Origin of the sequence: Sphingomonas radiodurans (assembly GCF_020866845.1) — a bacterium.
Classification (GTDB): domain Bacteria; phylum Pseudomonadota; class Alphaproteobacteria; order Sphingomonadales; family Sphingomonadaceae; genus Sphingomonas; species Sphingomonas radiodurans.
Genome location: NZ_CP086594.1, coordinates 3430628 through 3450667, shown reverse-complemented (window position 1 = coordinate 3450667; position 20040 = coordinate 3430628). Strand labels below are relative to the sequence as shown.

Genomic DNA, 20040 nt, shown 5'->3' with positions numbered 1-20040 from the left:
ATCCTTAGATGCGTTTCATGTGACGTCAGCGACCAAAGCTGGCCGGTGCAGGCGAGACGACGGTCGTCGTCCCGCTGCGGATTTCCTGAACCTCGAGCGCGCGCTCGGCGACGCCGTCACGACCGAAGCGGAACGCGCCATCGATCCCGGCATAGCCTTCGCCCGAGCGGAGACGTGCTTCGGGGAAGGGCGAGCCGATGCGCCAGTCGCGCGAGATGCGGGCGGTCAACAACACCGCGTCATAGCCGAGGCTCGACAGGCGATAGGGCGACGTGCCGAAGCGCGAGCGATATTTGGCGCCGTACTGCCGGTACAGGCTGTTCGACACGCTCGCGAACCATGCGCCGTTCAGTGCCGGGCGGGCAGCGATGCCGTTGTCGCTGTTCCACAATTCGGTGCCGATGATGCGCGTGCCGGGGCTCGACCGGCGCAGCAGCGGCACCGCGCTGGCGGCTGCCGCGCCCGAATCGGCGATCAGTACGCCATCGAACGGCGCGTCCTTCGCCATCCGCGTCACCGCCGCGCCGATCGCGCCGGCGGACCGATCATAGGTCTGCAGCGCGACGACCCGTCCGCCTGCGGATTCGACCGCGCGAAGGAAGACGGTGGACGCGCGGGTGCCGTAGAGCGCGTTGGGCACGAGCCCGCCGAAGTTGCTGACGCCGCGGCTGCGGGCGTAATCGACGACGCGCTCGATCGATTGCGTCGGGGAATATCCCATCAAATAAACGCCGTCGCCTGCCACGCTGGCATCGTTGGAGAAGGCAATCACGGGTACGCCGGCACGGCGCGCGATCGGGCCGACCGCGCGGACGTCTTCGGCCAGCAGCGGGCCGAGGATCAGCTGCGCGCCCTCGGCGACCGCGCGCTGGGCGGCGGCCGCGGCGCCATAGGCCGTATCGTAATTGGTAATGCGGACCTTCTCGCTGCCCGTGTCGAGCAGCGCGAGCTGCGTCGCGTTGGCGAGGCTCTTGCCGACGCCGGCATTTGCGCCCGAGAGCGGCACCAGCAGGGCGACGCGATTGCGCGCGGCGTCGCGCGGGATGCCGTTCTCGACACCTACATCTGGTCGCGCCACCGGCGGCGGGGCTTGCACCGGGCGCGGCGGCGGCGCCGGGCCACGCGGCACGACGGTGGAGCACGCCGACACGAGCAAGGTCGCGGCGGTGAAAATTGCGCGGACACCCAATCGGCGGACGCCAAAACGCCGGACGATCGTCTTCGCCCGTTGCGGTACGGTTGCGGCCTCTGCCATGACACCCCTCGTGGAAATACTAAGCCCCGGCCTCTACATCGTCGCTACACCGATCGGCAATCTCGGTGACCTGTCCCCGCGCGCTGCGGACGTCCTTTCGCGAGCGGCGGTAATCGCGGCAGAAGACACGCGTGTTACAGCCAAATTACTGAGGCACATCGGCACCAAGCGGCCGATGACGCCGTATCACGATCACAATGCCGACCATGTCCGACCGCAGCTGATCGCGCGGATGGCGACCGAAGCGGTGGCGCTGGTATCGGATGCGGGCACGCCGTTGATCTCCGATCCCGGCTACAAACTGGTGCGTGATGCGCATGCGGCGGGCCATCTGGTCGTCACGATCCCCGGGCCGTGTGCGGCGATTGCCGCGCTGACGCTGGCCGGTCTGCCGACCGACCGCTTCCTGTTCGCCGGCTTCCTGCCCTCGAAGGTGAAGGCGCGCGGTGAGGCGATTGCGGAGCTTGGCGCGATCCGAGCAACGCTGGTGCTGTACGAGAGTGGGCCGCGGTTGGGCGCGACGCTGGCGGCATTAGCTGATGCGTTAGGAGAGCGGGAGGCGGCGGTGACGCGCGAGATTTCCAAGCGCTTCGAGGAAGCGGTGACGGGCACGCTGCCGACACTAGCGGCGCGGTACGCCGATGCGCCGCCGAAGGGCGAGATCGTCATCGTAGTCGCGCCGCCGGGGGACGCGCCACCGGCGAGCGAGGAAGATGGCGATACGGCGCTTGCGGAAGCGCTCACCCGCCTCCCCGCCGCGAAGGCTGCCGGTGAGGTCGCGAAGCGGCTCGGGCTCGACCGGAAGGCGCTGTATGCGCGCGCGCTGGCACTGAAGGATGCGTGATCGCCGTGTGGCCGAGGCCGCAGGCCGGCGAGGCGAACGACTGGCGGGGTGGTGGTTGCGGCTGAAGGGATGGCAAATCCTCGACCGGCGGGTGCGGACGCCGGCGGGTGAGGTCGATCTGGTGGCGAAGCGCGGTGCGCTGATCGCATTCGTCGAGGTCAAGACGCGATCGAGTGCGGCGGAACTCGATTTCGCGATCGACGAGCGGCGGCTGGTGCGGGTGGCGGCGGCGGCGGAATATCTGATGCCGCGGTACGCCACCAACGGCGAGGATATCCGCGTCGACGTGATCCTCCTCGCGCCGGGCGTGCGGCCGCGGCATATCGAGAATGCCTGGATCGGGTGACAATCCCCCTCCCCGCGCCTACCTCCCGCTCGCACCATGCCTGGAGGAAGAATTGCCCCTCACCGTTGCCGTCCAGATGGACCCGCTCGAAACGATCAATATCGCGGGCGATTCGAGCTTTGCGCTGATGCTCGCGGCGCAGAAGCGCGGGCACAAACTGTTCCACTACGATGCGGAAGACCTCAACTGGTCTGACGGCCACCTGTGGACGAAGGCGCGGCCGGTGACGGTGCAGGATGTCGTCGGCGGCCATTTCCATGCCGGCGATGCGGTGCGCCTCGACCTTGGCGACGAGGCCGATGTCGTGCTGATGCGGCAGGATCCGCCGTTCGACCTCGGATATATCACGGCGACGCATTTGCTCGAGCGGATCGCCGACAAGGCGCTTGTCGTGAACGATCCAGTGAGCGTTCGTAACGCGCCCGAGAAGGTGTTCGTGCTCGATTACGCGCGGTTTATGCCGCCGACGCTGGTCACCCGTTCGCTCGACGAGGCGCGGGCGTTCCTGAAGCAGCATGGTGCGATCGTGGTCAAGCCGCTGCACGGCAACGGCGGCAAGGCGATCTTTCGCGTCGGGCCCGACGGCGAGAACCTTTCCGCGCTGATCGAGGTGTTTAACCAGACGTGGCGGGAGCCGCACATGGTGCAGGCGTTTCTTCCCGACGTGGCGAAGGGCGACAAGCGCATCGTGCTGGTTGACGGCGAGGTGGCGGGTGCGATCAACCGGTTGCCCGGCGAGGGCGAATTTCGCAGCAACCTCGCGGTCGGTGGCTCGGCCGAAAAGACCGAGCTGACGGAAAAGGAGCGCGAGATCTGCGCAGTGCTGGGGCCGGAGTTGAAGGCGCGCGGCCTGATCTTCGTCGGCATCGACGTGATCGGCGGCGAGTGGCTCACGGAGATCAACGTCACCTCCCCGACCGGGATCGTTGCGATCGCGCGATTCGACGGGACGGATGTCGCCGGCCTGATCTGGGACGCGATCGAGCGCCGCCTCACGGAACGCGCAGGCTGATCCCGCCGTTGGCGCGGACATGACCGAGTTCATCATCGATTGGATCGCCTGGGGCGGCTATTTCGGCATTTTCCTGCTGATGGCGCTCGAGAACGTCATTCCACCGATTCCGTCCGAGGTGATCATGGGGCTCGGCGGGATGTCTGTGGCGCGCGGGCATATGGCGCTGGTGCCGCTGATCCTGTGGGGTACGGCGGGGACGACGATCGGTAATCTGTTCTGGTACGAGATCGGGCGCCGCATGGGCGTCGCGCGCTTTCGCCCGTTCGTCGAGCGGCATGGCCGGTGGCTGACGATGGAGTGGGAAGACGTCGAGCGGCTCGACGGCTTCTTCCACAAACATGGTCACTGGGTGATCTTCGTGTTCCGTTTCATGCCGACGTTCCGGACGATCATCTCGCTGCCCGCCGGCATGGCGAAGATGCCGATGTGGAAGTTTCTCACATTTACCTTCGTCGGCAGCGCGATTTGGAACACGATCCTCGCGGGCGCCGGATTGTATCTCGGGTCGCGCTTTGCGGAACTCGACAAGTACGTCGGACCGGTGGCGATCGGCTCAACCGCGTTGATCCTATTGGCGTACGGCTATCGCGTATTGACGTGGAAGCCACGAGCGAAGCGCGCCTGACGCTTCAGATTAACCCCGCGAGCGGCGAGGATGGATCGGCGTAGCGGCGGATGCCCATGCGACCGGCGCGATACGACAGGCGCCCCGCCTCTACCGCGGATTTCATTGCGGCGGCCATCATGATCGGGTCTTTCGCCTCGGCGATGGCCGTGTTCATCAGCACGCCGTCGCAGCCAAGCTCCATCGCCACCGCCGCGTCTGAGGCGGTGCCGACGCCGGCGTCGACCAGCACGGGCACCTTGGCGCCCTCAACGATCAACCGGATCGTCACACGGTTCTGGATACCCAGGCCCGAGCCGATCGGGGCGCCGAGCGGCATGATCGCGACCGCACCGGCCTCTTCTAGCTGCTTCGCGGCGATTGGATCGTCCACACAATAGACCATCGGCTTGAAGCCCTCGCGCACCAGCACGTCGGTCGCCTTCAGCGTCTCGCGCATGTCGGGATAGAGCGTGCGCGCCTCGCCGAGCACTTCGAGCTTCACCAGATCCCAGCCGCCCGCTTCGCGCGCCAGCCGGAGCGTACGGATCGCATCGTCGGCGGTGAAACAGCCGGCAGTATTGGGAAGATAGGTGAAGCGCTTGGGATCGATGAAGTCGGTCAGCATCGGCGCGTTGCGGTCACTGACGTTGACGCGGCGCACTGCTACCGTGACGATCTCCGCACCCGACGCCTCTAGCGCGGCGGCATTCTGAGCAAAGTCCTTGTACTTGCCCGTGCCCACGATCAGTCGCGAGCGGAAGGTGTGGCCTGCGACCGACCAGCTATCGGTGTCGACCGCCGCCGCATGATCGCCGCCGCCAACGAAATGCACGATCTCGAGATCGTCCCCGTCCTCGACCTGCACCTGCGCCAGCGTCGAGCGCGGCACGACTTCCAGGTTACGCTCGACCGCGACCTTCTCGGGAATAAGGCCGAGCTCGCTCGCCAATTGGGCGAGCGTCATCCCGGCGACGACACGGCGGTGCTCGCCGTTCACGGTGATCGATACGGTTCCGTCGGTATGGGGCATCTTGTCCTTTGCAGGGGCGTTCACCCCGCTTGGTTCAGGCTGGCGTTCCACCTAGGGCTGGCGCAGACCCCGTTCAAGGAAGGAGCCGCCCATGCCCTCGCCCGCCGCACCACCCGCCGCACCGATCGTCTACGTCCTCAACGGCCCGAATTTGAATTTGCTCGGCACGCGCGAGCCGGAGATCTACGGCCATGACACGCTCGACGATATCGCCGGACAGCTGGAGGATCGTGCGCGTGAGCTTGGGCTGGAGATCGACATGCGCCAGTCGAACCACGAAGGGCATCTGGTCGACTGGCTTCACGAGGCGCAGGCGCAGGATGCGAAGGCGGTGATCATCAACGCGGGCGCCTTCACGCACACGTCGATTGCGGTGCATGACGCGATCAAGTCTATCCGCACGCCAGTGATCGAAGTCCACCTGTCCAATCCGCACGCGCGTGAGAAATTTCGCCACACATCGTTCGTTGGCCGTGCCGCACGTGGAACGATTGCCGGGTTCGGCGCGCTGTCGTATAGGCTGGCGCTTGAAGCGGCGGCGCGCATCTGACACAGCGCGTGCCCTATTAAACGGGGGGGAAGGTCGCATGGCCGATAACGAAAAAGGCGCCGGGAATGGCCCGATGAAGGTCGATGTTGGCCTGGTCCGGCAGCTTGCCGAATTGCTCGACACGACGCAGCTCACCGAAATCGAAGTCGAGGACGGTGATCGCCGGATCCGCGTCGCGCGCAAGGCTGCCAGCAACCCCGCCAATGTCCATTATACACCGGCACCGCCGCCCGCACCTGCCGCAGCAACCGCGGTCGCGGCCCTGCCGACGATCGAGCCGGCCGCTGCACCGACGCTGGCGAATGCCGTGCGCTCGCCGATGGTCGGCACGGCCTATCTGTCCGCTGAGCCAAGCGCGCCGCCGTTTGTTTCTGTCGGTAAGCAAGTTCAGGCCGGCGACACGTTGCTGATCGTCGAGGCGATGAAGGTGATGAACCCGATCACTGCGCCGAACGCCGGGACGGTCAAGGCGATCATGGTCGAGAACGGCCAGCCGGTCGAATTCGACCAGCCACTCGTCGTCGTCGAGTAAGTCAGTGCCCGAAATCAAGAAGCTGCTGATCGCCAACCGTGGCGAAATCGCGCTGCGCATCCATCGCGCGTGCCATGAAATGGGCATCAAGACGGTCGCGGTTCATTCGACCGCCGATACCGACGCGATGCACGTGCGGCTGGCTGATCAGGCAATTTGCATCGGGCCGCCGGCGGCGAGCGAGAGCTATCTCAACATCGCCAACATCATCTCGGCGGCAGAAATCTCCGGCGCGGACGCTATCCATCCCGGCTACGGCTTCCTCAGCGAAAATGCCAAATTCGCCGAGATCGTCGAGGCGCACGAACTGATCTTCGTCGGGCCGAAGCCAGAGCATATCCGCATCATGGGCGACAAGGTGGAGGCCAAGCGCACCGCCGGCGCGCTCGGCCTGCCGCTGGTGCCGGGCTCGGATGGCGCTTTGTCCGATTCGACCGAGGCGAAGCGACTGGCGCGCGACATCGGTTACCCAGTGCTGATCAAGGCAGCCTCGGGCGGCGGCGGGCGCGGCATGAAGGTGGTCCAGTCCGAGGACCAGATGGACACGCTGATGTCGCAGGCCGGCAGCGAGGCGAAGGCCGCGTTCGGCGATGCCACGGTCTACATGGAAAAATACCTCGGCAATCCGCGGCACATCGAATTCCAGATCTTCGGCGACGGCGAGGGCAATGCGATCCACCTCGGCGAGCGCGATTGCTCGCTGCAGCGCCGCCACCAGAAGGTGCTCGAGGAAGCCCCTTCGCCCGTCATCACCGACGAAGAGCGCGAGCGCATGGGCGGGATCGTCGCGCGCGCGATGGCCGACATGGGCTATCGCGGCGCGGGCACGATCGAGTTCCTGTGGGAGAATGGCGAGTTCTTTTTCATCGAAATGAACACCCGCCTGCAGGTAGAACATCCGGTGACCGAAGCGATTACCGGGCTCGACCTTGTCCGCGAGCAGATCCGGATCGCCGAGGGGCATCCGCTGACGCTTCGGCAGGAGGACGTGACGTTCCGCGGCCATGCCATCGAGTGTCGCATTAACGCCGAGGATCCCCGCACTTTCGCGCCCTCGCCAGGCCTGGTGAAGCTGTATCACGCGCCGGGCGGCATGAATGTGCGTGTCGATTCGGGGCTGTATGCCGGCTACAGGGTGCCGCCATACTACGACAGCATGATCGCGAAGCTGATCGTCTACGGCACGACGCGCCAAGGCGCGCTTCGCCGGTTGCGTCGCGCGCTGGAGGAGTTCGTGATCGAGGGGGTGACGACCACGATTCCGCTGCATCAGGCGCTGCTTGACGAGCCCGAGTTTCAGGAGGGGCAATATACGATCAAGTGGCTTGAGGAGTGGCTCGCGCGGCAGGATTGAGGCTCGTGGCGCGTCGATCCTGCTCTTCCCGATAGCGAATGGACGAGCGATGTTCATCGGCCATTACGCGCCAGCGCTGATCGCCGCCGCCTATCAGCAAGCGCCGCGTCTCGGCGTGCTGTTCGTGGCAGCGCAACTGGTCGATCTCGCGTTTTTCGGTTTCGTTCTGCTCGACATCGAGCATCTTCGCGCCGTTCCGGGCACAACGGTGATGAACGCGATGGACCTTTATGACATGCCCTACACGCACAGTCTGCTCGGCAGCATCGCGTTCGCCGCGGCATGGGCGTTCGTCGCCCGAGTGACGCGGCATGGCTGGCCGGCGGCGGCGATCGGCGCTGGCGTCGTGTTATCGCACTGGTTCCTCGATCTTCTGGTCCACGCGCCTGATCTGACGCTGGCGGGCGACGGCGAGCGGTATGGCTTGGGGCTATGGAATCATCCGGTGATCGAGATGCCGCTCGAGACAGCGATCACTGCGGGCGCCTTCGCCTATTATCTGACGCGTACCTCCTCGCGCACGATGGCTGGCCGGGTCTCACCACTCACACTCGCGCTGGCTCTGGCCGCTGTACAAGCGATCAATTGGCTGGAACCGCAACCGGCGACGACCGTCGACCCGGTTCCGATGTCGCAGCCGCTGACGGCACTGACGGCGTATGTAGTGCTCGCCTTACTGGCGACATGGGTCGCAAGAACGCGAACGCCGAGGGTTGGACCACGCGTGCGGACGCTCTAGACAGCGCGCCGATGATTGCGGACGACCTGGCACAACAACGCTGCTCCAAGCCGCGCCAGGCGCTTGCATCGCTCGAACATTCGGGGACGTGCGTGACCGCGATCGACTATTCGAACCAGCTATCCAGCCACCACAATTTCGTCCGGCTGTCGGCACGCGCGGGGCTCGTGTGACCCTTCCGGAGCAGACCCGCTGGCGGGTCGAGCAGGCGAGCCGTGCCGCGGTAGTCGTCGATGCCGACAATTATTTCCGGCTTGCACGCGAAGCGATGATGAAGGCGAACCATCAAATTCTGCTGATCGGGTGGGACTTCGACGCGCGGATCAACCTGGCCTGGGAGGACGAGCCACCAGGGGTTCCAACCACGGTAGGCGAGTTCATCAGCTGGTTGACCAAACGGCAGCCGGATCTCAACGTTTACATCCTGCGCTGGGACAAGGGCGCGATGAAGACGCTGTTCCGTGGCAAGACGCTGTGGACGCTCACCAAGTGGCGGTTCATGCGCAAGCGCATCCACTTGTTGCTCGATGGCCACCACCCGGTCGGCGCGTCGCACCACCAGAAAATCGTCGTCATCGACGACCGCCTTGCCTTCTGCGGTGGTATCGACATGACCGACGAGCGCTGGGACACGCGCGCGCATCGCGATAACGACCCGCATCGCACATCGCCGCGCGGCCGGCCGCACAAGCCGTGGCACGATGCGACCACCGCGCTCGAGGGGCCGGTCGCGGTAGCGCTGGGCGAATTATGCCGCACGCGCTGGTCGATCGCTGGCGGCGCGACGATCCCGCCGCCGCCGCCCACATCGGATTGCTGGCCGGGCAGCCTGACGCCTGATTTTCATGATGTTTCAGTTGCGATTTCACGATCGCAACCCGCGCACGGCAATCAGGAGGCTATCCACGAGATCGAGGAATTGTATCTCTCGCTGATCGCGCGGGCGCAACGCAGCATCTACGCGGAGAGCCAGTATTTCGCCTCGCGCCGGGTCGCCGAAGCGATCGCGCGGCGGCTCGACGAACCGGATGGGCCGGAAATCGTGATCGTCAACCCAGTCACGGCGCAGGGCTGGCTTGAGCCGATCGCGATGGACACGGCGCGCGCACGGCTGATGCAGGCGCTGAAACAACGCGACCGTCATGGGCGGCTGCGGATGTATCATCCGCACACGCTGGGCGGCACGCCGATCTACGTTCATGCCAAGGTGCTGGTGATCGACGACGATCTGATCCGTGTCGGCTCGTCGAACTTCAACAATCGATCGCTGCGGCTCGATACCGAATGCGACGTGACGATCGAACACGATGGCGATCGGATCGCCGCCATCCGCGACGACCTGATCGCCGAACACCTCGACACCGATCCGGCGACGGTTACTGCGGCGATCGCCGAGCACGGGCTGATCGGCGCGATCGAGCGGCTGCGCGGACATGGCAAAACGTTGGTGCCCTATGAGGTGCCGGATCTTTCCACCGTCGAAAAATGGCTCGCCGATAATAAGATCCTCGATCCGGAAGGCCCGGAGGAGATGTTCGAGCTGCCCAGCGCGCGACCGCGGCTTCTGGCGCGATTGAAACGGTTCCGTCATCGTCGTGTCGCCTGATCGTCATCGACCGAGCATACCTCGCCTCCAACTGCGCAAGCGGGCGCGTGAATGGGGGAGAGTCGAATGGCACGGATCAGGGTTCGCAACGGCGAAACGGTAACGACCGAAACGCTGGTTGGTGCAGGCGACGCGTTGATCATCGACGTCGGTGGCGCCATCGCGCGTAGCGGCGGCGTTCCTGCCGTCCGTCTGACCGGCAACAACGCCGTGGTCCGCAACGCCGGGACGATCTCGGCCACCGGAGCGAACGGTGCTGCGGTGCTCGGCTCCTTCTCCGGTGTCCTCGATCTGCGCATTACCAACAGCGGCAGCATCTCAGCCGATTCGGTCGCGGTTAGCTTGGCCTCGACGAACGGGAGCACCGGCAAGGTCCGCTTCATCAACGAAGGTGACATCAATGGCGGCGCCGGCAACGCGCTCGCCATGCGCGATTTGCGCGCGACATCGATCTCGATCACCAACACCGAAGGTGCGACGATCACGAACGCCGGTACATCGGATGTTGTTCGTCCAGGCCATGACGCTGCCACGTCGATACGGATCGACAATGCCGGGACGATTATCGCCGGCATCGTCGCAGGCGAATCATCGAGCGGCGACGCGATCGACTTCCAGCCGCGTGACGGCGGCGTTCGCGCGACCGTGATCAACCGCGCGACTGGCCTTATCGAGGGCGGCAAGCATGGCATCACTGGCGCCAACGACGCGCTGATCGTTAACGAAGCCGGCGGTGCAATCATCGGTCGCAATGGTTCGGGCATCAACTACGACACCGAAGCGGCGGACGGCGATGGCTTTGTCACGGTGGTCAACCACGGCCTGATCAGCGGCCGGTATGACGGCTTCGGGGACGGCGATGGCGACGGCGTCGATGTCGACTACCTCGTGAACATCCGCAATTTCGGCACGATCGAGGGAATCGGCGCGGACAACATCGACGATTTCGGCGACGGCATCGCGGCCGGCGGGGGCCTGATCTACAACGAGGCCAGCGGCACGATTTTCGGCGAGTTCAACGGCATCTTGATCGACGACGGCGACCGCAACGGCGCCTATGCCGAGACCGCGCTCGTCAATGATGGCTCGATTTCGGGCGAACTCGGCTATGGCGTGCGCTTCATCGGGGAGTTCGCCGACACCGTGATCAATCGCGGTACGATCTCGACGGCGGCAACCGTGGCACTCGACACGGGCGCCGGCGACGACGTCGTCCGCAATGACGGCACGATCACCGGCCATATCCTGCTTGGCGCCGGGAACGACGTTTATCGTGGTGCGGGCACCGTCAGCGGCGCGACCTGGGGTGGCGGGGGCGACGACGTCATCGTCGGCGCCGCTGGCGATGATCGGATCAACGGCGGCGAGGGCCGAGATCGCCTCACCGGCGGCGCGGGCGACGACGTGTTCGATTTCAACGGACTTACCGATAGCGGCGCCACCGCGACGTCGGCGGATCGCATCATGGACTTCTCTGCCGGCGACCGCATCCGCCTGACGGCGATCGATGCCAATACGTTGCTTGACGGCGACCAGGCGTTCACCTTCGTCGGAAGCGCTGCATTCAGCGGCGCCGCGGGAGAACTGCGGATCGAGACCGTCCGCGGCAACACCGTGGTTTACGGCGATGTCGACGGCGACTTGAGTGCCGATTTCGCGGTGTTGCTGGTCGGGGTGACCGACGCCTCGGTGCTCGCGTTCAACCTGTGATCTATGTCGGGCGGCCAGTGTGGTGACACCGGCCGCCCCGCTCGCTATCGCGCGCGCATGACCGCAATTACCGCTGAAGTCGTCGCCGAGCACGGCCTGTCCCCCGACGAATATGAGCGCGTGCTCAACGCGCTGGGTCGCGAGCCCAATCTTGTCGAGCTCGGCATCTTCTCGGTCATGTGGTCCGAGCATTGCTCGTACAAATCATCGCGCATCCACTTGAAGAAGCTGCCGACCGAGGCGCCTTGGGTGATCTGCGGCCCCGGTGAGAACGCTGGGGTGATCGACATCGGCGACGGGCAGGCCGCGATCTTCAAGATGGAATCGCACAACCACCCCTCGTATATCGAACCCTATCAAGGTGCGGCGACAGGGGTCGGCGGCATCCTGCGCGACGTGTTCACGATGGGCGCGCGGCCGATCGCGAACCTCAACGCGCTGCGCTTCGGGCGGCCCGATCATCCCAAGATGCGCCACCTGATATCGGGCGTGGTCCATGGCATCGGCGGCTATGGCAATTGCGTCGGCGTACCGACGGTGGGCGGCGAGGTGAACTTCCATCCTGCCTATGACGGCAACATCCTGGTAAACGCGATGACGGTGGGCGTCGCGGAGACCGACAAGATTTTCTATTCCGCCGCCAGCGGTATCGGCAATTCGATCGTCTATGTAGGAAGCAAGACCGGGCGCGACGGGATCCATGGCGCGACGATGGCCTCGGCCGATTTCGGCGAGGATGCCGAGGACAAGCGCCCGACGGTGCAGGTCGGCGATCCTTTCACCGAAAAACTGCTGATCGAGGCGTGCCTGGAACTAATGGCGTCCGATGCGATCGTCGCGATCCAGGACATGGGGGCGGCCGGGCTGACCTCGTCTAGCGTCGAGATGGCGTCGAAGGGCGGCGTCGGGCTCGAGCTGATCATGGACGACGTGCCCCAGCGTGAAACCGGCATGACGCCGTACGAAATGATGCTCTCCGAATCGCAGGAGCGCATGCTGATGGTGCTCAAGCCCGGGCGCGAGGATTTCGCCGCGGCGATCTTCCGCAAGTGGGAGCTCGATTTCGCCGTGATCGGGCATGTCACCGATACCGGCCGCATGGTGCTCAAGTGGAAGGGCGATGTCGTGTGCGACATTCCGCTCGCGCCGCTGGCCGATGACGCGCCGCTGTACGATCGCCCGCATGTGCCGACGCCGCCCGCCAAGGCGCTAGTGAATGTGCCCGAGTGCAAGGACATCGCGGCCGATCTGCTGACGCTGATGGCCTCCCCCGATATCGCCAGCCGGCGGTGGATCTGGGAGCAGTATGATCACATGGTCGGCGCCGATACGGTGCAGCGCCCCGGCGGTGACGCTGCGGTGGTGCGCGTCCACGGCACTCAAAAGGCGCTGGCGATGACCACCGACTGCACGCCGCGCTATTGCTTCGCCGATCCGGTCGAGGGGGGCAAGCAGGCGGTTGCGGAGACGTGGCGCAACCTGACCGCCGTTGGTGCGATGCCGCTCGCGATCACCAATTGCCTAAATTTCGCCAACCCGCAGCGGCCCGAGATCATGGGGCAGATCGTCGGATGCCTCGAGGGCATGAGCGAGGCTTGCCGCGCGCTCGATTACCCGATCGTTTCGGGAAATGTGAGCCTTTACAACGAGTCCAAGGCCACCGGCGGCGGGTCGGCGATCCTGCCGACACCGGCGATCGGCGGCGTTGGACTGATGGCTGACTGGACCAGGTCGGCGACGATCGCGTTCAAGGGCGCAGGCGACATCATCCTCGTGGTGGGCCCGCGACGGGGGGATCTGGGGCAGACGGTGTGGCTGCGCGAGATCCATGGGCGCGAGGAAGGCCCGCCACCGCGGGTCGACCTGGCGATGGAGAAGGCGACGGGCGACCTGATCCGAGCGGCGATCGACGCCGGGCAGCTTTCCGCGGTGCATGACGTATCGGACGGCGGAATCGCGGTGACGCTGGCCGAGATGGCGCTGGCTGGCAACATCGGCGCGATGATCGATCGCAAGCAGCCATTCGACTGCGCGCATTCCTTCTTCGCCGAGGACCAGGGCGTTTATATCGTCACGGTCCACGATCACGCGCTGTCCGACTTCCTGCTCTCGGCGCTCGATGCCGGCGTCGAGGCCGAGCCGCTGGGGCGGACGGGCGGCAAGCGGCTGATCTTCGAACGGCCGGATCGCGACGATGTGGTAAGTGTCGAGGAACTGCGAAAAGCGCACGAAGCATTCTTCCCGAAGCTGATGGGTGCCGAGGTGGTGCTGGCAGGATAAGGAACGAGGATCAGGCAACAGTGCATCTGGGGGATGAAATGAGCACCCCCGCCCCGCGCCTTCATGCACTCGACGCGGTGCGCGGGTTTGCCGTGATGGGCATCCTGCTCCTCAACATCGTAGATTTCGCGATGCCCAACTACGCCTATGTCGACCCGACCTTCTACGGCGGGGCGACGGGCGCGAATTGGTGGGCCTGGGCGCTCGCCTTCGTGCTGGCGGAAGGCAAGATGCGCGGGCTGTTCACGATGTTGTTCGGGGCATCCACTGCGATGATCGCTGATCGCGCGCTTGCCGCCGGTGAGAGCGCCGCTCGGGTGCATTATAGCCGGATGATCACGCTCTTCGCGATCGGGATGATCCACGCCTACCTGATCTGGTGGGGAGACATCCTGGTGCTCTATTCCATCTGCGGCGCGGTCGTGTTCGTCGCGTGGCGCTGGCGGACCCAGACGCTGTTGGCGATTGCGAGCATCCTCCTGTTGTCGCAGCTAGCCGCCGGAATGGGGGATTACGCGGCCGCGCGGTGGTTTGAGGCACGCGCGACCGCTCCCGATGCGACGCCCGAGCTACGACGGAAGTGGTCCGCCTATCGCGAGGATCTCGGTGATGAGCGTGCCAAGATCCCCGCGGAGCTGGCGGCTTTCCGCGGCGGTTTGCGCGAGGTGCAGTCGGCGCGGAGCAAGCTGGCATTAGAGGTGCAAAAGGGCACGCTTTCCGCGATCTTCTTTGAAACCATAGCGCTGATGATGCTCGGGATGGCATTGTACCGAAGCGGCTTCTTTTCGGGAGCCTGGTCGACGCGAGGCTACAGGAACATAATTTTGGTTGGATACGGCATTTGCTTGCCGCTTTATTTCCCGATCGTGTGGTGGATCGACTTCGCTCGTTTCGATCCGCTGGTTCTGTTGGCGACAGAGTCGCTCCATCTGGTCCTGCTGCGCCCCTGGATTGCCCTGGCGCATGCCGCGGTGATCATCTTAACCATGCGATCGGGGGTAGCACGCTGGCTTTCCGTGAGGTTGGCCGCGGTGGGGCGGATGGCGTTCAGCAATTATCTGGGCACGAGCATCGTCTGCACATTGATCTTCTACGGCTATGGGCTCGGCTGGTTCGGCTATCTTGACCGCTGGCAGCTTTATCCGGTCGTTCTCCTGATCTGGGCTGCGATGCTGCTCTGGTCGAAGCCTTGGCTGGACCGGTTCGTCTATGGCCCTTTCGAATGGCTGTGGAGAAGCATGGCGCGAGGCCGAGTGCAGCCGTTTCGACGCGAGATCGTCGTCGACTGAATATTCTTTGCGAATAAGACGCAAAAGAGCTTGCGACAGATTCTCATTAGCCGTACCTCTGTGGCAGAGAGGAAGTTGCTCATGGTCGTTTGCGTCTGCAATGCCATCCGCGAGGGTCAGGTCCGCGAAGCTGCGCGTGCCGGTTCGACGACAGCATGCCAGGCGTATCGCTCGCTGGGTCGGCAGCCGAAGTGCGGCCAGTGCGTCACGTTCGCTCGAGCCATTATCGATCAGGAACGCGCTGCTGCATAACGTTTGCAGCAGTCGAAACCCGCAGAAAACTGCCGATTTCCAGTTGTCGTTGGCGCCTGCCTGACGGTACAAGGCGCCTTGCTACGGAGGCAGTGACATGAAGGGCGACGCACGCGTCATCGAATTTCTCAACGAGACGCTGAAGAACGAATTGACGGCGATCAACCAATATTGGTTGCACTATCGCCTGCTCGACCATTGGGGCGTCAAGAAGCTTGCCGACTTCGAGCGGCATGAATCCATCGACGAGATGAAGCACGCCGATTGGTTGGCGGAACGGATCCTGTTCCTTGATGGCTTGCCGAACTTCCAGCTTCTAGGTCGCCTGCGTATCGGCGAGACGGTTGAGGAAGTGCTTAAGGCTGATCTCGCGATGGAGATCGAGGCTGTCGCACAGCTAAAGGCTGCGGTCGCTTACAGCGAGGAAGTGAAGGACTTCGTTAGCCGCGACTTGTTCACCAAGATCCTCATCAGCGAGGAAGAGCATGTCGACACGCTCGAGCGGCAGTTCGAGATGATCGACCGGATGGGCCTGCAGAACTACATTCAGCTTAACGCGCAGCCCGAGCAGGCGCACAGTTGAGTCGCGCGTTACTCGGGCATGTGCCCGGGTAACGCCGCCCTTACGTTCTGCCCAGCGTTGGTGATGAAGGGCGTCGGCCGAACCCTGGTGCCGGACGACGCTGCGCCAGCGGGTTGGCTTCGCGCTCAAGTAATGCGAGCGTTTCGGCAAACAACGGACGAAGCCTGACGACATCTTCGAGCGCCGCGCCCGGCGTGTCGCGATTTTCGACGCAGTCGCGCGCGATGACCTCAATCGCTTCCGCTAGATCAGCAAGCGGTGACGCGCCGAATTGCCGCGCCTCGCCCTTCAGCGTGTGCGCAGGGATCACCATTGCGGCGGCGTTTTCGGCGCGCATTGCGGCTTCAATCAAGCCGACCGATTTTACGCCATCTTCCCGGAAATAGCCAAGAATGCGGGAGAACCCGGCGCCGAGCTCGGCACGCGCCTTGGAATAGGCGGCCCAATCCACCAATGTGCTTCCCTCGAACGACACGATTTTATCCTCATCGGGCCGCAGGCGGCCGGAAGGTTTCAATCATCGTCGTACCGAAATCACGTAAACAGGAAGTAAGCGTTACCCAGCGAATGGGTTCTTTGGTGCACGCATGGTAAGCCTCACTGGCACTGCACCGAAGTTCAAGTCCCGCCGCATCGAATTGACGAGATATCGTTCGTAGCTCGCGGGCACTTGATCCACGCGCGTCCCGAAGATCACGAAACTTGGTGGCCTGGACTTTACCTGCGTGACGTAGCGCATCTTGATCCGCTTGCCCCCAGGGGCTGGCGGCGGGTTGGCTTCGAGCGCGCGTTCGAACCAGCGGTTGAGTTCACCGGTCGGTACGCGGCGCGACCACGCCTCGCGCGCTTCGAATGCTGCACCAAGTAGCTGGTCGATGCCCTTGCCGGTCACGGCGGAGACCGTGATCAGCGTCACGCCCTTCACTTGACTTAGCCCGTCGCCAAGCGCTGCCTTGACGCCGTTGAACAGCGACGATGGGTCCTGCGCGACGTCCCACTTGTTGAGCGCGATGATCAGCGCCCGGCCTTCTTCGAGCACGCGATCGGCGATGCGCAGGTCCTGCGATTCGAGCCCCAGGGTCGCGTCGAGAAGCAGTACGACCACTTCGGCAAAGTCGATCGCGTGGAGCGCATCGGCGACGGACAGCTTTTCCAGTTTGTCCTGCACCTTGGCGCGCTTGCGCATGCCGGCGGTGTCGATCAGCCGCACGGGACGGCCTTGCCATTCCCATTCGATCGCAATCGAGTCGCGCGTGATCCCGGCCTCCGGGCCAGTGATCATGCGGTCCTCGCCGAGCATCCGGTTCACCAGAGTCGACTTGCCTGCGTTCGGCCGTCCGACGATCGCGAGCTTTAGCGGGGCGGCGGGGTCCTCGTCGTCGAACTCAGACTCCTCTTCGTCCTCGGGCGCATCGCGATCGAGGAGTGGTAGCAGCGCCTCGAACAGATCGCCGACGCCTTCGCCATGTTCGGCCGACAGTGGGACGGGATCGCCGAAGCCGAGCGCCAGTGCTTCGAGGATGCCCTGGTCGCCAGCCCGCCCTTCCGCCTTGTTGGCGACCAGCACGATTGGGGTGGTCGAGCTGCGGAGCCAGCGGGCGATCTCCTCGTCAAGCGGGACGATACCGGCGCGCGAGTCGATCATGAACAGCGCCACGTCCGCCGATGCGACCGCGGCCTCGGTCTGAAGTCGCATCCGGCCGGGGAGCGACTGGGCGTCGTGATCCTCGTAGCCCGCGGTATCGATGATGCGAAAATCGAGCCCGATGAGATGCGCCTCGCCTTCGCGGCGGTCGCGTGTCACGCCGGGGCGATCATCGACCAGCGCGAGTTTCTTGCCGACAAGGCGGTTGAACAGCGTGGACTTGCCGACGTTGGGTCGGCCGACGATTGCGACGGTTGGGAGACGGGCCATCGCGAGCCCCTACTCGCTTGGCCCGCCGCCGTCACCTATATGCGGAAAGCTTGCCCTTCTGATCGAGCACGAACAGCGTCTGGTTCGCGACCACCGGCGGCAAGGTAAAGGCATCGGCCGCGTCGATCGTGGCCTGAACGCTGCCATCCGCCGGCGACACACCGACCAATTCGCCGCGCGAGTTCGTCAGCCACAGCCGATCGCCTGCCAACACAGGGCCGAACCAGGTGTATGCGTTCGACTTCTTCTTTTCATTCTTGAACGCGCGCAACTGGCCGATCCAGCGGACCTTGCCGTTGGCGCGCGAGAGGCAGACGAGCCGGGCATCGTCGGTCACCACGAACAGCCATTCGCCGGCAATCCACGGCGTGGTGATGCTGGCGAAATTCTGCTCCCATAGGCGCTGCCCGGTGGCGATCTCGATCGCCACCATGCGCCCGCCCTGCCCCACGGCATAAGCGCGGCCGTCGGCGATCACCGGATCGGCGTCGATGTCCGCCAGGCTCGACACCGAGGTCGAGATGCTCGTGCGCGACAGCGCGTCCTGCCACAAGGTGCGGCCGTTCTCGTAGCGATACGCATTGAGCTCGCCCGACGAGAAGCCGGCGACGATCGTCCCCGCGGCCGCAGCCGGGGCGGCGACGCCGAAGACGCCTTGTGTTTCGACGCTGGCGGAGGCTGTCCACACGACCTTGCCGTCGTTCTGGTCGAGCGCGAACAGCTGATTGTCCTGGCTCAGCACATAGACCTGGCCGTTGGCGATCGTCGGCGCGCCGCGGAGCGGGCCACCGGGCTTGGCGCGCCACGCCTCAACGCCGTCTGCGGCGTTGAGTGCTACGACCTCGCCGAGGCCGTCGGTGGCATAAACACGCGTGCCATCGAAGCTGACGCCGCCGCCAAAACGCGCCGATTTGTTCTCGTCGTTCTTCGTGATTGAGCTGGTCCAGATCGATGCACCGGTATCCGCGTTGAACGCATGAACCTGCGCCTCGACGTCGACGACGAACACCTTGCCATCGCCGATCACCGGCGCAGCACCGAGCCGCTGACGGTTCGTCCCGCCGTCGATCGTTGCGCTCCAGATGACTGCCGGGGAACCGCCGAGTGCCAGATGCCCCATCGCCTTCGCGGCATTACCCCCGGGTTGCGCCCAGGCCGGGTTCGCCTCGGCGGGAGGCAGCAGGACTTGCACGCCGGCGAGCGAAGGATCGACCTCGGCAGCGTTCTCGGACACCAGAATCGGCACGCGATTACCCACCGTCGGGGTCTTCTTGCCCTCGCCCTTGAAAATACCGCAGGCGCTGAGGCCCATCAGCGCCGCTAGCGCGACCGGTGCGGCAATCGATTTCTTCATTGCTTCGCCTTGCTTTCTACCGCGCCGTCCGTCGCGTCACTCCGTGACCCGGCTTCCGCCGGCACGGCATCCACGCCCAGTACGCCTGCCATCTGAACCGCCCGTTGACGGATCGTCGGCGGCACCTTTTCATCCTGCGCCATCTGGCCGAACAGACGCCCGGCGAGATCACGGCGGCCCTGCTTCAGATAGGCCAATGCGACCAGTTCACCGGCGCTGCCGAAATACGCATTCTCCGGCACTGCAACCCCGCGCAGCCGGGCGACCACTTGATCGGGCTTCAGCGTGTCGAACTCTGCGGTCGTCTGCCGAACGAGCGCCAGATGGCGGAACGGATCACCAAGTGACTCGTCGGCGGCGATTGCGCCGAACTTTGCGGCGGCGCCCTTCAGATCGTCCTTCTGCAGCAGCAGATCGGCCTGAGTGAACATGGCGGCGGCGCGATAGCCGTCGGACTTGGACTGGGCGAGCGCGGCGAGCGGGGCCGAGGCCTTCTCGATGCGCTGCGCTGCCAGATCGTCCCACGCGGCCTGGAAACGTTCGCCATCGCGGCCGGCGGCCTCGCGCTGCTGGCTTTGCCAGAAGAGATAGCCGCCGAACGACGCCAGGCCGACGACGATCACGATCGCAATGATCAGCCCCCAGCGCTTCCAGAGCGCTGCGGCTTGTTCCTTGCGCAATTCCTCGTCGACTTCGCGCAGGAATGCTTGATTGTTCTGCGGCGTCAGCGCCACGGCTTACTCCGATACTTGGTAAAGGCGGGGGGAAGGTCGCGGACC

General features: G+C 64.7%; 20 protein-coding genes. 14 read left to right on the top strand and 6 right to left on the bottom strand.

Going from position 1 to position 20040, the window contains the following annotated elements; all coding sequences use genetic code 11:
- Positions 1–25: 25 nt before the first annotated feature.
- A complete protein-coding gene (locus tag LLW23_RS16305; protein WP_228946535.1) occupies positions 26–1255 on the bottom strand; it encodes a penicillin-binding protein activator in 1230 nt (409 codons plus the stop codon).
- On the opposite strand from LLW23_RS16305, the gene rsmI reads away from it, so the two are divergent.
- From rsmI to LLW23_RS16285, 4 genes are read left to right on the top strand one after another with little or no spacing between them, the layout of a single operon-like run.
- Entirely contained in the window at positions 1254–2099 is an 846-nt protein-coding gene (rsmI, locus tag LLW23_RS16300) for a 16S rRNA (cytidine(1402)-2'-O)-methyltransferase (RefSeq protein ID WP_228946534.1), read from the top strand. The genes LLW23_RS16305 and rsmI overlap by 2 nt on opposite strands.
- Positions 2092–2445 (top strand): YraN family protein, encoded by a 354-nt coding sequence (locus LLW23_RS16295; RefSeq protein WP_228946533.1) that lies wholly within the window; start codon positions 2092–2094, stop codon positions 2443–2445. The genes rsmI and LLW23_RS16295 overlap by 8 nt, the downstream gene beginning before the upstream one ends.
- 52 nt (positions 2446–2497) lie before the next feature.
- The gene (gshB, locus tag LLW23_RS16290) at positions 2498–3457 is read left to right on the top strand and encodes a glutathione synthase (protein ID WP_228946532.1); all 960 of its coding nucleotides are present in this window, start codon (positions 2498–2500) and stop codon (positions 3455–3457) included.
- A 19-nt stretch (positions 3458–3476) separates the two neighbouring features.
- Positions 3477–4085, top strand: a complete 609-nt coding sequence (locus LLW23_RS16285) for a DedA family protein (protein ID WP_228946531.1) — start codon at positions 3477–3479, stop codon at positions 4083–4085.
- Positions 4086–4089: 4 nt separating this feature from the next.
- On the opposite strand, the gene thiS is transcribed toward LLW23_RS16285, so the two are convergent.
- Positions 4090–5097, bottom strand: coding sequence for a sulfur carrier protein ThiS (gene thiS, locus LLW23_RS16280; RefSeq protein WP_270049242.1), 1008 nt, complete (start codon positions 5095–5097; stop codon positions 4090–4092).
- 91 nt (positions 5098–5188) lie between these two features.
- On the opposite strand from thiS, the gene aroQ reads away from it, so the two are divergent.
- The 10 genes from aroQ to bfr all read left to right on the top strand — a co-directional run bounded on the left by aroQ (position 5189) and on the right by bfr (position 15992).
- Complete coding sequence (aroQ, locus tag LLW23_RS16270; RefSeq protein WP_228946530.1) at positions 5189–5647, top strand: type II 3-dehydroquinate dehydratase; 459 nt, start codon at positions 5189–5191, stop codon at positions 5645–5647.
- Positions 5648–5684: 37 nt separating this feature from the next.
- Entirely contained in the window at positions 5685–6179 is a 495-nt protein-coding gene (accB, locus tag LLW23_RS16265) for an acetyl-CoA carboxylase biotin carboxyl carrier protein (RefSeq protein WP_228946529.1), read from the top strand.
- Positions 6180–6183: 4 nt separating this feature from the next.
- Entirely contained in the window at positions 6184–7533 is a 1350-nt protein-coding gene (gene accC, locus LLW23_RS16260) for an acetyl-CoA carboxylase biotin carboxylase subunit (protein ID WP_228946528.1), read from the top strand.
- Between the two features lie 49 nt (positions 7534–7582).
- Positions 7583–8272, top strand: a complete 690-nt coding sequence (locus LLW23_RS16255; RefSeq protein ID WP_228946527.1) for a hypothetical protein — start codon at positions 7583–7585, stop codon at positions 8270–8272.
- A gap of 169 nt (positions 8273–8441) precedes the next feature.
- The gene (locus tag LLW23_RS16250) at positions 8442–9878 is read left to right on the top strand and encodes a phospholipase D-like domain-containing protein (RefSeq protein ID WP_228948613.1); all 1437 of its coding nucleotides are present in this window, start codon (positions 8442–8444) and stop codon (positions 9876–9878) included.
- A gap of 66 nt (positions 9879–9944) precedes the next feature.
- Complete coding sequence (locus tag LLW23_RS16245; RefSeq protein WP_228946526.1) at positions 9945–11588, top strand: calcium-binding protein; 1644 nt, start codon at positions 9945–9947, stop codon at positions 11586–11588.
- Between the two features lie 57 nt (positions 11589–11645).
- Entirely contained in the window at positions 11646–13868 is a 2223-nt protein-coding gene (gene purL / locus LLW23_RS16240) for a phosphoribosylformylglycinamidine synthase subunit PurL (protein ID WP_228946525.1), read from the top strand.
- 38 nt (positions 13869–13906) lie between these two features.
- Positions 13907–15157 (top strand): DUF418 domain-containing protein, encoded by a 1251-nt coding sequence (locus LLW23_RS16235; protein WP_228946524.1) that lies wholly within the window; start codon positions 13907–13909, stop codon positions 15155–15157.
- 81 nt (positions 15158–15238) lie between these two features.
- Positions 15239–15409 carry a (2Fe-2S)-binding protein gene (locus LLW23_RS16230; RefSeq protein ID WP_228946523.1) on the top strand — a complete coding sequence of 57 codons (171 nt, stop codon included), beginning with the start codon at positions 15239–15241 and terminating at the stop codon, positions 15407–15409.
- Between the two features lie 97 nt (positions 15410–15506).
- On the top strand, positions 15507–15992 hold the full coding sequence (bfr, locus tag LLW23_RS16225) for a bacterioferritin (protein ID WP_228946522.1): 486 nt from the start codon (positions 15507–15509) through the stop codon (positions 15990–15992).
- Positions 15993–16032: 40 nt separating this feature from the next.
- On the opposite strand, the gene LLW23_RS16220 is transcribed toward bfr, so the two are convergent.
- The 4 genes from LLW23_RS16220 to LLW23_RS16205 form a co-directional block, all read right to left on the bottom strand.
- Complete coding sequence (locus tag LLW23_RS16220) at positions 16033–16467, bottom strand: Hpt domain-containing protein (RefSeq protein WP_228948612.1); 435 nt, start codon at positions 16465–16467, stop codon at positions 16033–16035.
- 81 nt (positions 16468–16548) lie between these two features.
- On the bottom strand, positions 16549–17907 hold the full coding sequence (der, locus tag LLW23_RS16215) for a ribosome biogenesis GTPase Der (RefSeq protein WP_228946521.1): 1359 nt from the start codon (positions 17905–17907) through the stop codon (positions 16549–16551).
- Between the two features lie 31 nt (positions 17908–17938).
- Positions 17939–19261, bottom strand: coding sequence for an outer membrane protein assembly factor BamB family protein (locus LLW23_RS16210; protein WP_228946520.1), 1323 nt, complete (start codon positions 19259–19261; stop codon positions 17939–17941).
- Entirely contained in the window at positions 19258–19995 is a 738-nt protein-coding gene (locus LLW23_RS16205; RefSeq protein ID WP_228946519.1) for a tetratricopeptide repeat protein, read from the bottom strand. Before LLW23_RS16205 ends, LLW23_RS16210 begins: the two co-directional genes overlap by 4 nt.
- Positions 19996–20040 lie beyond the last annotated feature (45 nt).

Bases quoted from the DNA above. Each gene is read 5' to 3' on its own strand.
- rsmI (WP_228946534.1), top strand. From the start codon at position 1,254: ATGACACCCCTCGTGGAAATACTAAGCCCCGGCCTCTACATCGTCGCT.
- LLW23_RS16305 (WP_228946535.1), bottom strand. From the start codon at position 1,255: ATGGCAGAGGCCGCAACCGTACCGCAACGGGCGAAGACGATCGTCCGG.
- LLW23_RS16295 (WP_228946533.1), top strand. From the start codon at position 2,092: ATGCGTGATCGCCGTGTGGCCGAGGCCGCAGGCCGGCGAGGCGAACGA.
- LLW23_RS16285 (WP_228946531.1), top strand. From the start codon at position 3,477: ATGACCGAGTTCATCATCGATTGGATCGCCTGGGGCGGCTATTTCGGC.
- thiS (WP_270049242.1), bottom strand. From the start codon at position 5,097: ATGCCCCATACCGACGGAACCGTATCGATCACCGTGAACGGCGAGCAC.
- aroQ (WP_228946530.1), top strand. From the start codon at position 5,189: ATGCCCTCGCCCGCCGCACCACCCGCCGCACCGATCGTCTACGTCCTC.
- accB (WP_228946529.1), top strand. From the start codon at position 5,685: ATGGCCGATAACGAAAAAGGCGCCGGGAATGGCCCGATGAAGGTCGAT.
- LLW23_RS16255 (WP_228946527.1), top strand. From the start codon at position 7,583: ATGTTCATCGGCCATTACGCGCCAGCGCTGATCGCCGCCGCCTATCAG.
- LLW23_RS16245 (WP_228946526.1), top strand. From the start codon at position 9,945: ATGGCACGGATCAGGGTTCGCAACGGCGAAACGGTAACGACCGAAACG.
- purL (WP_228946525.1), top strand. From the start codon at position 11,646: ATGACCGCAATTACCGCTGAAGTCGTCGCCGAGCACGGCCTGTCCCCC.
- LLW23_RS16235 (WP_228946524.1), top strand. From the start codon at position 13,907: ATGAGCACCCCCGCCCCGCGCCTTCATGCACTCGACGCGGTGCGCGGG.
- LLW23_RS16230 (WP_228946523.1), top strand. From the start codon at position 15,239: ATGGTCGTTTGCGTCTGCAATGCCATCCGCGAGGGTCAGGTCCGCGAA.
- bfr (WP_228946522.1), top strand. From the start codon at position 15,507: ATGAAGGGCGACGCACGCGTCATCGAATTTCTCAACGAGACGCTGAAG.
- der (WP_228946521.1), bottom strand. From the start codon at position 17,907: ATGGCCCGTCTCCCAACCGTCGCAATCGTCGGCCGACCCAACGTCGGC.
- LLW23_RS16210 (WP_228946520.1), bottom strand. From the start codon at position 19,261: ATGAAGAAATCGATTGCCGCACCGGTCGCGCTAGCGGCGCTGATGGGC.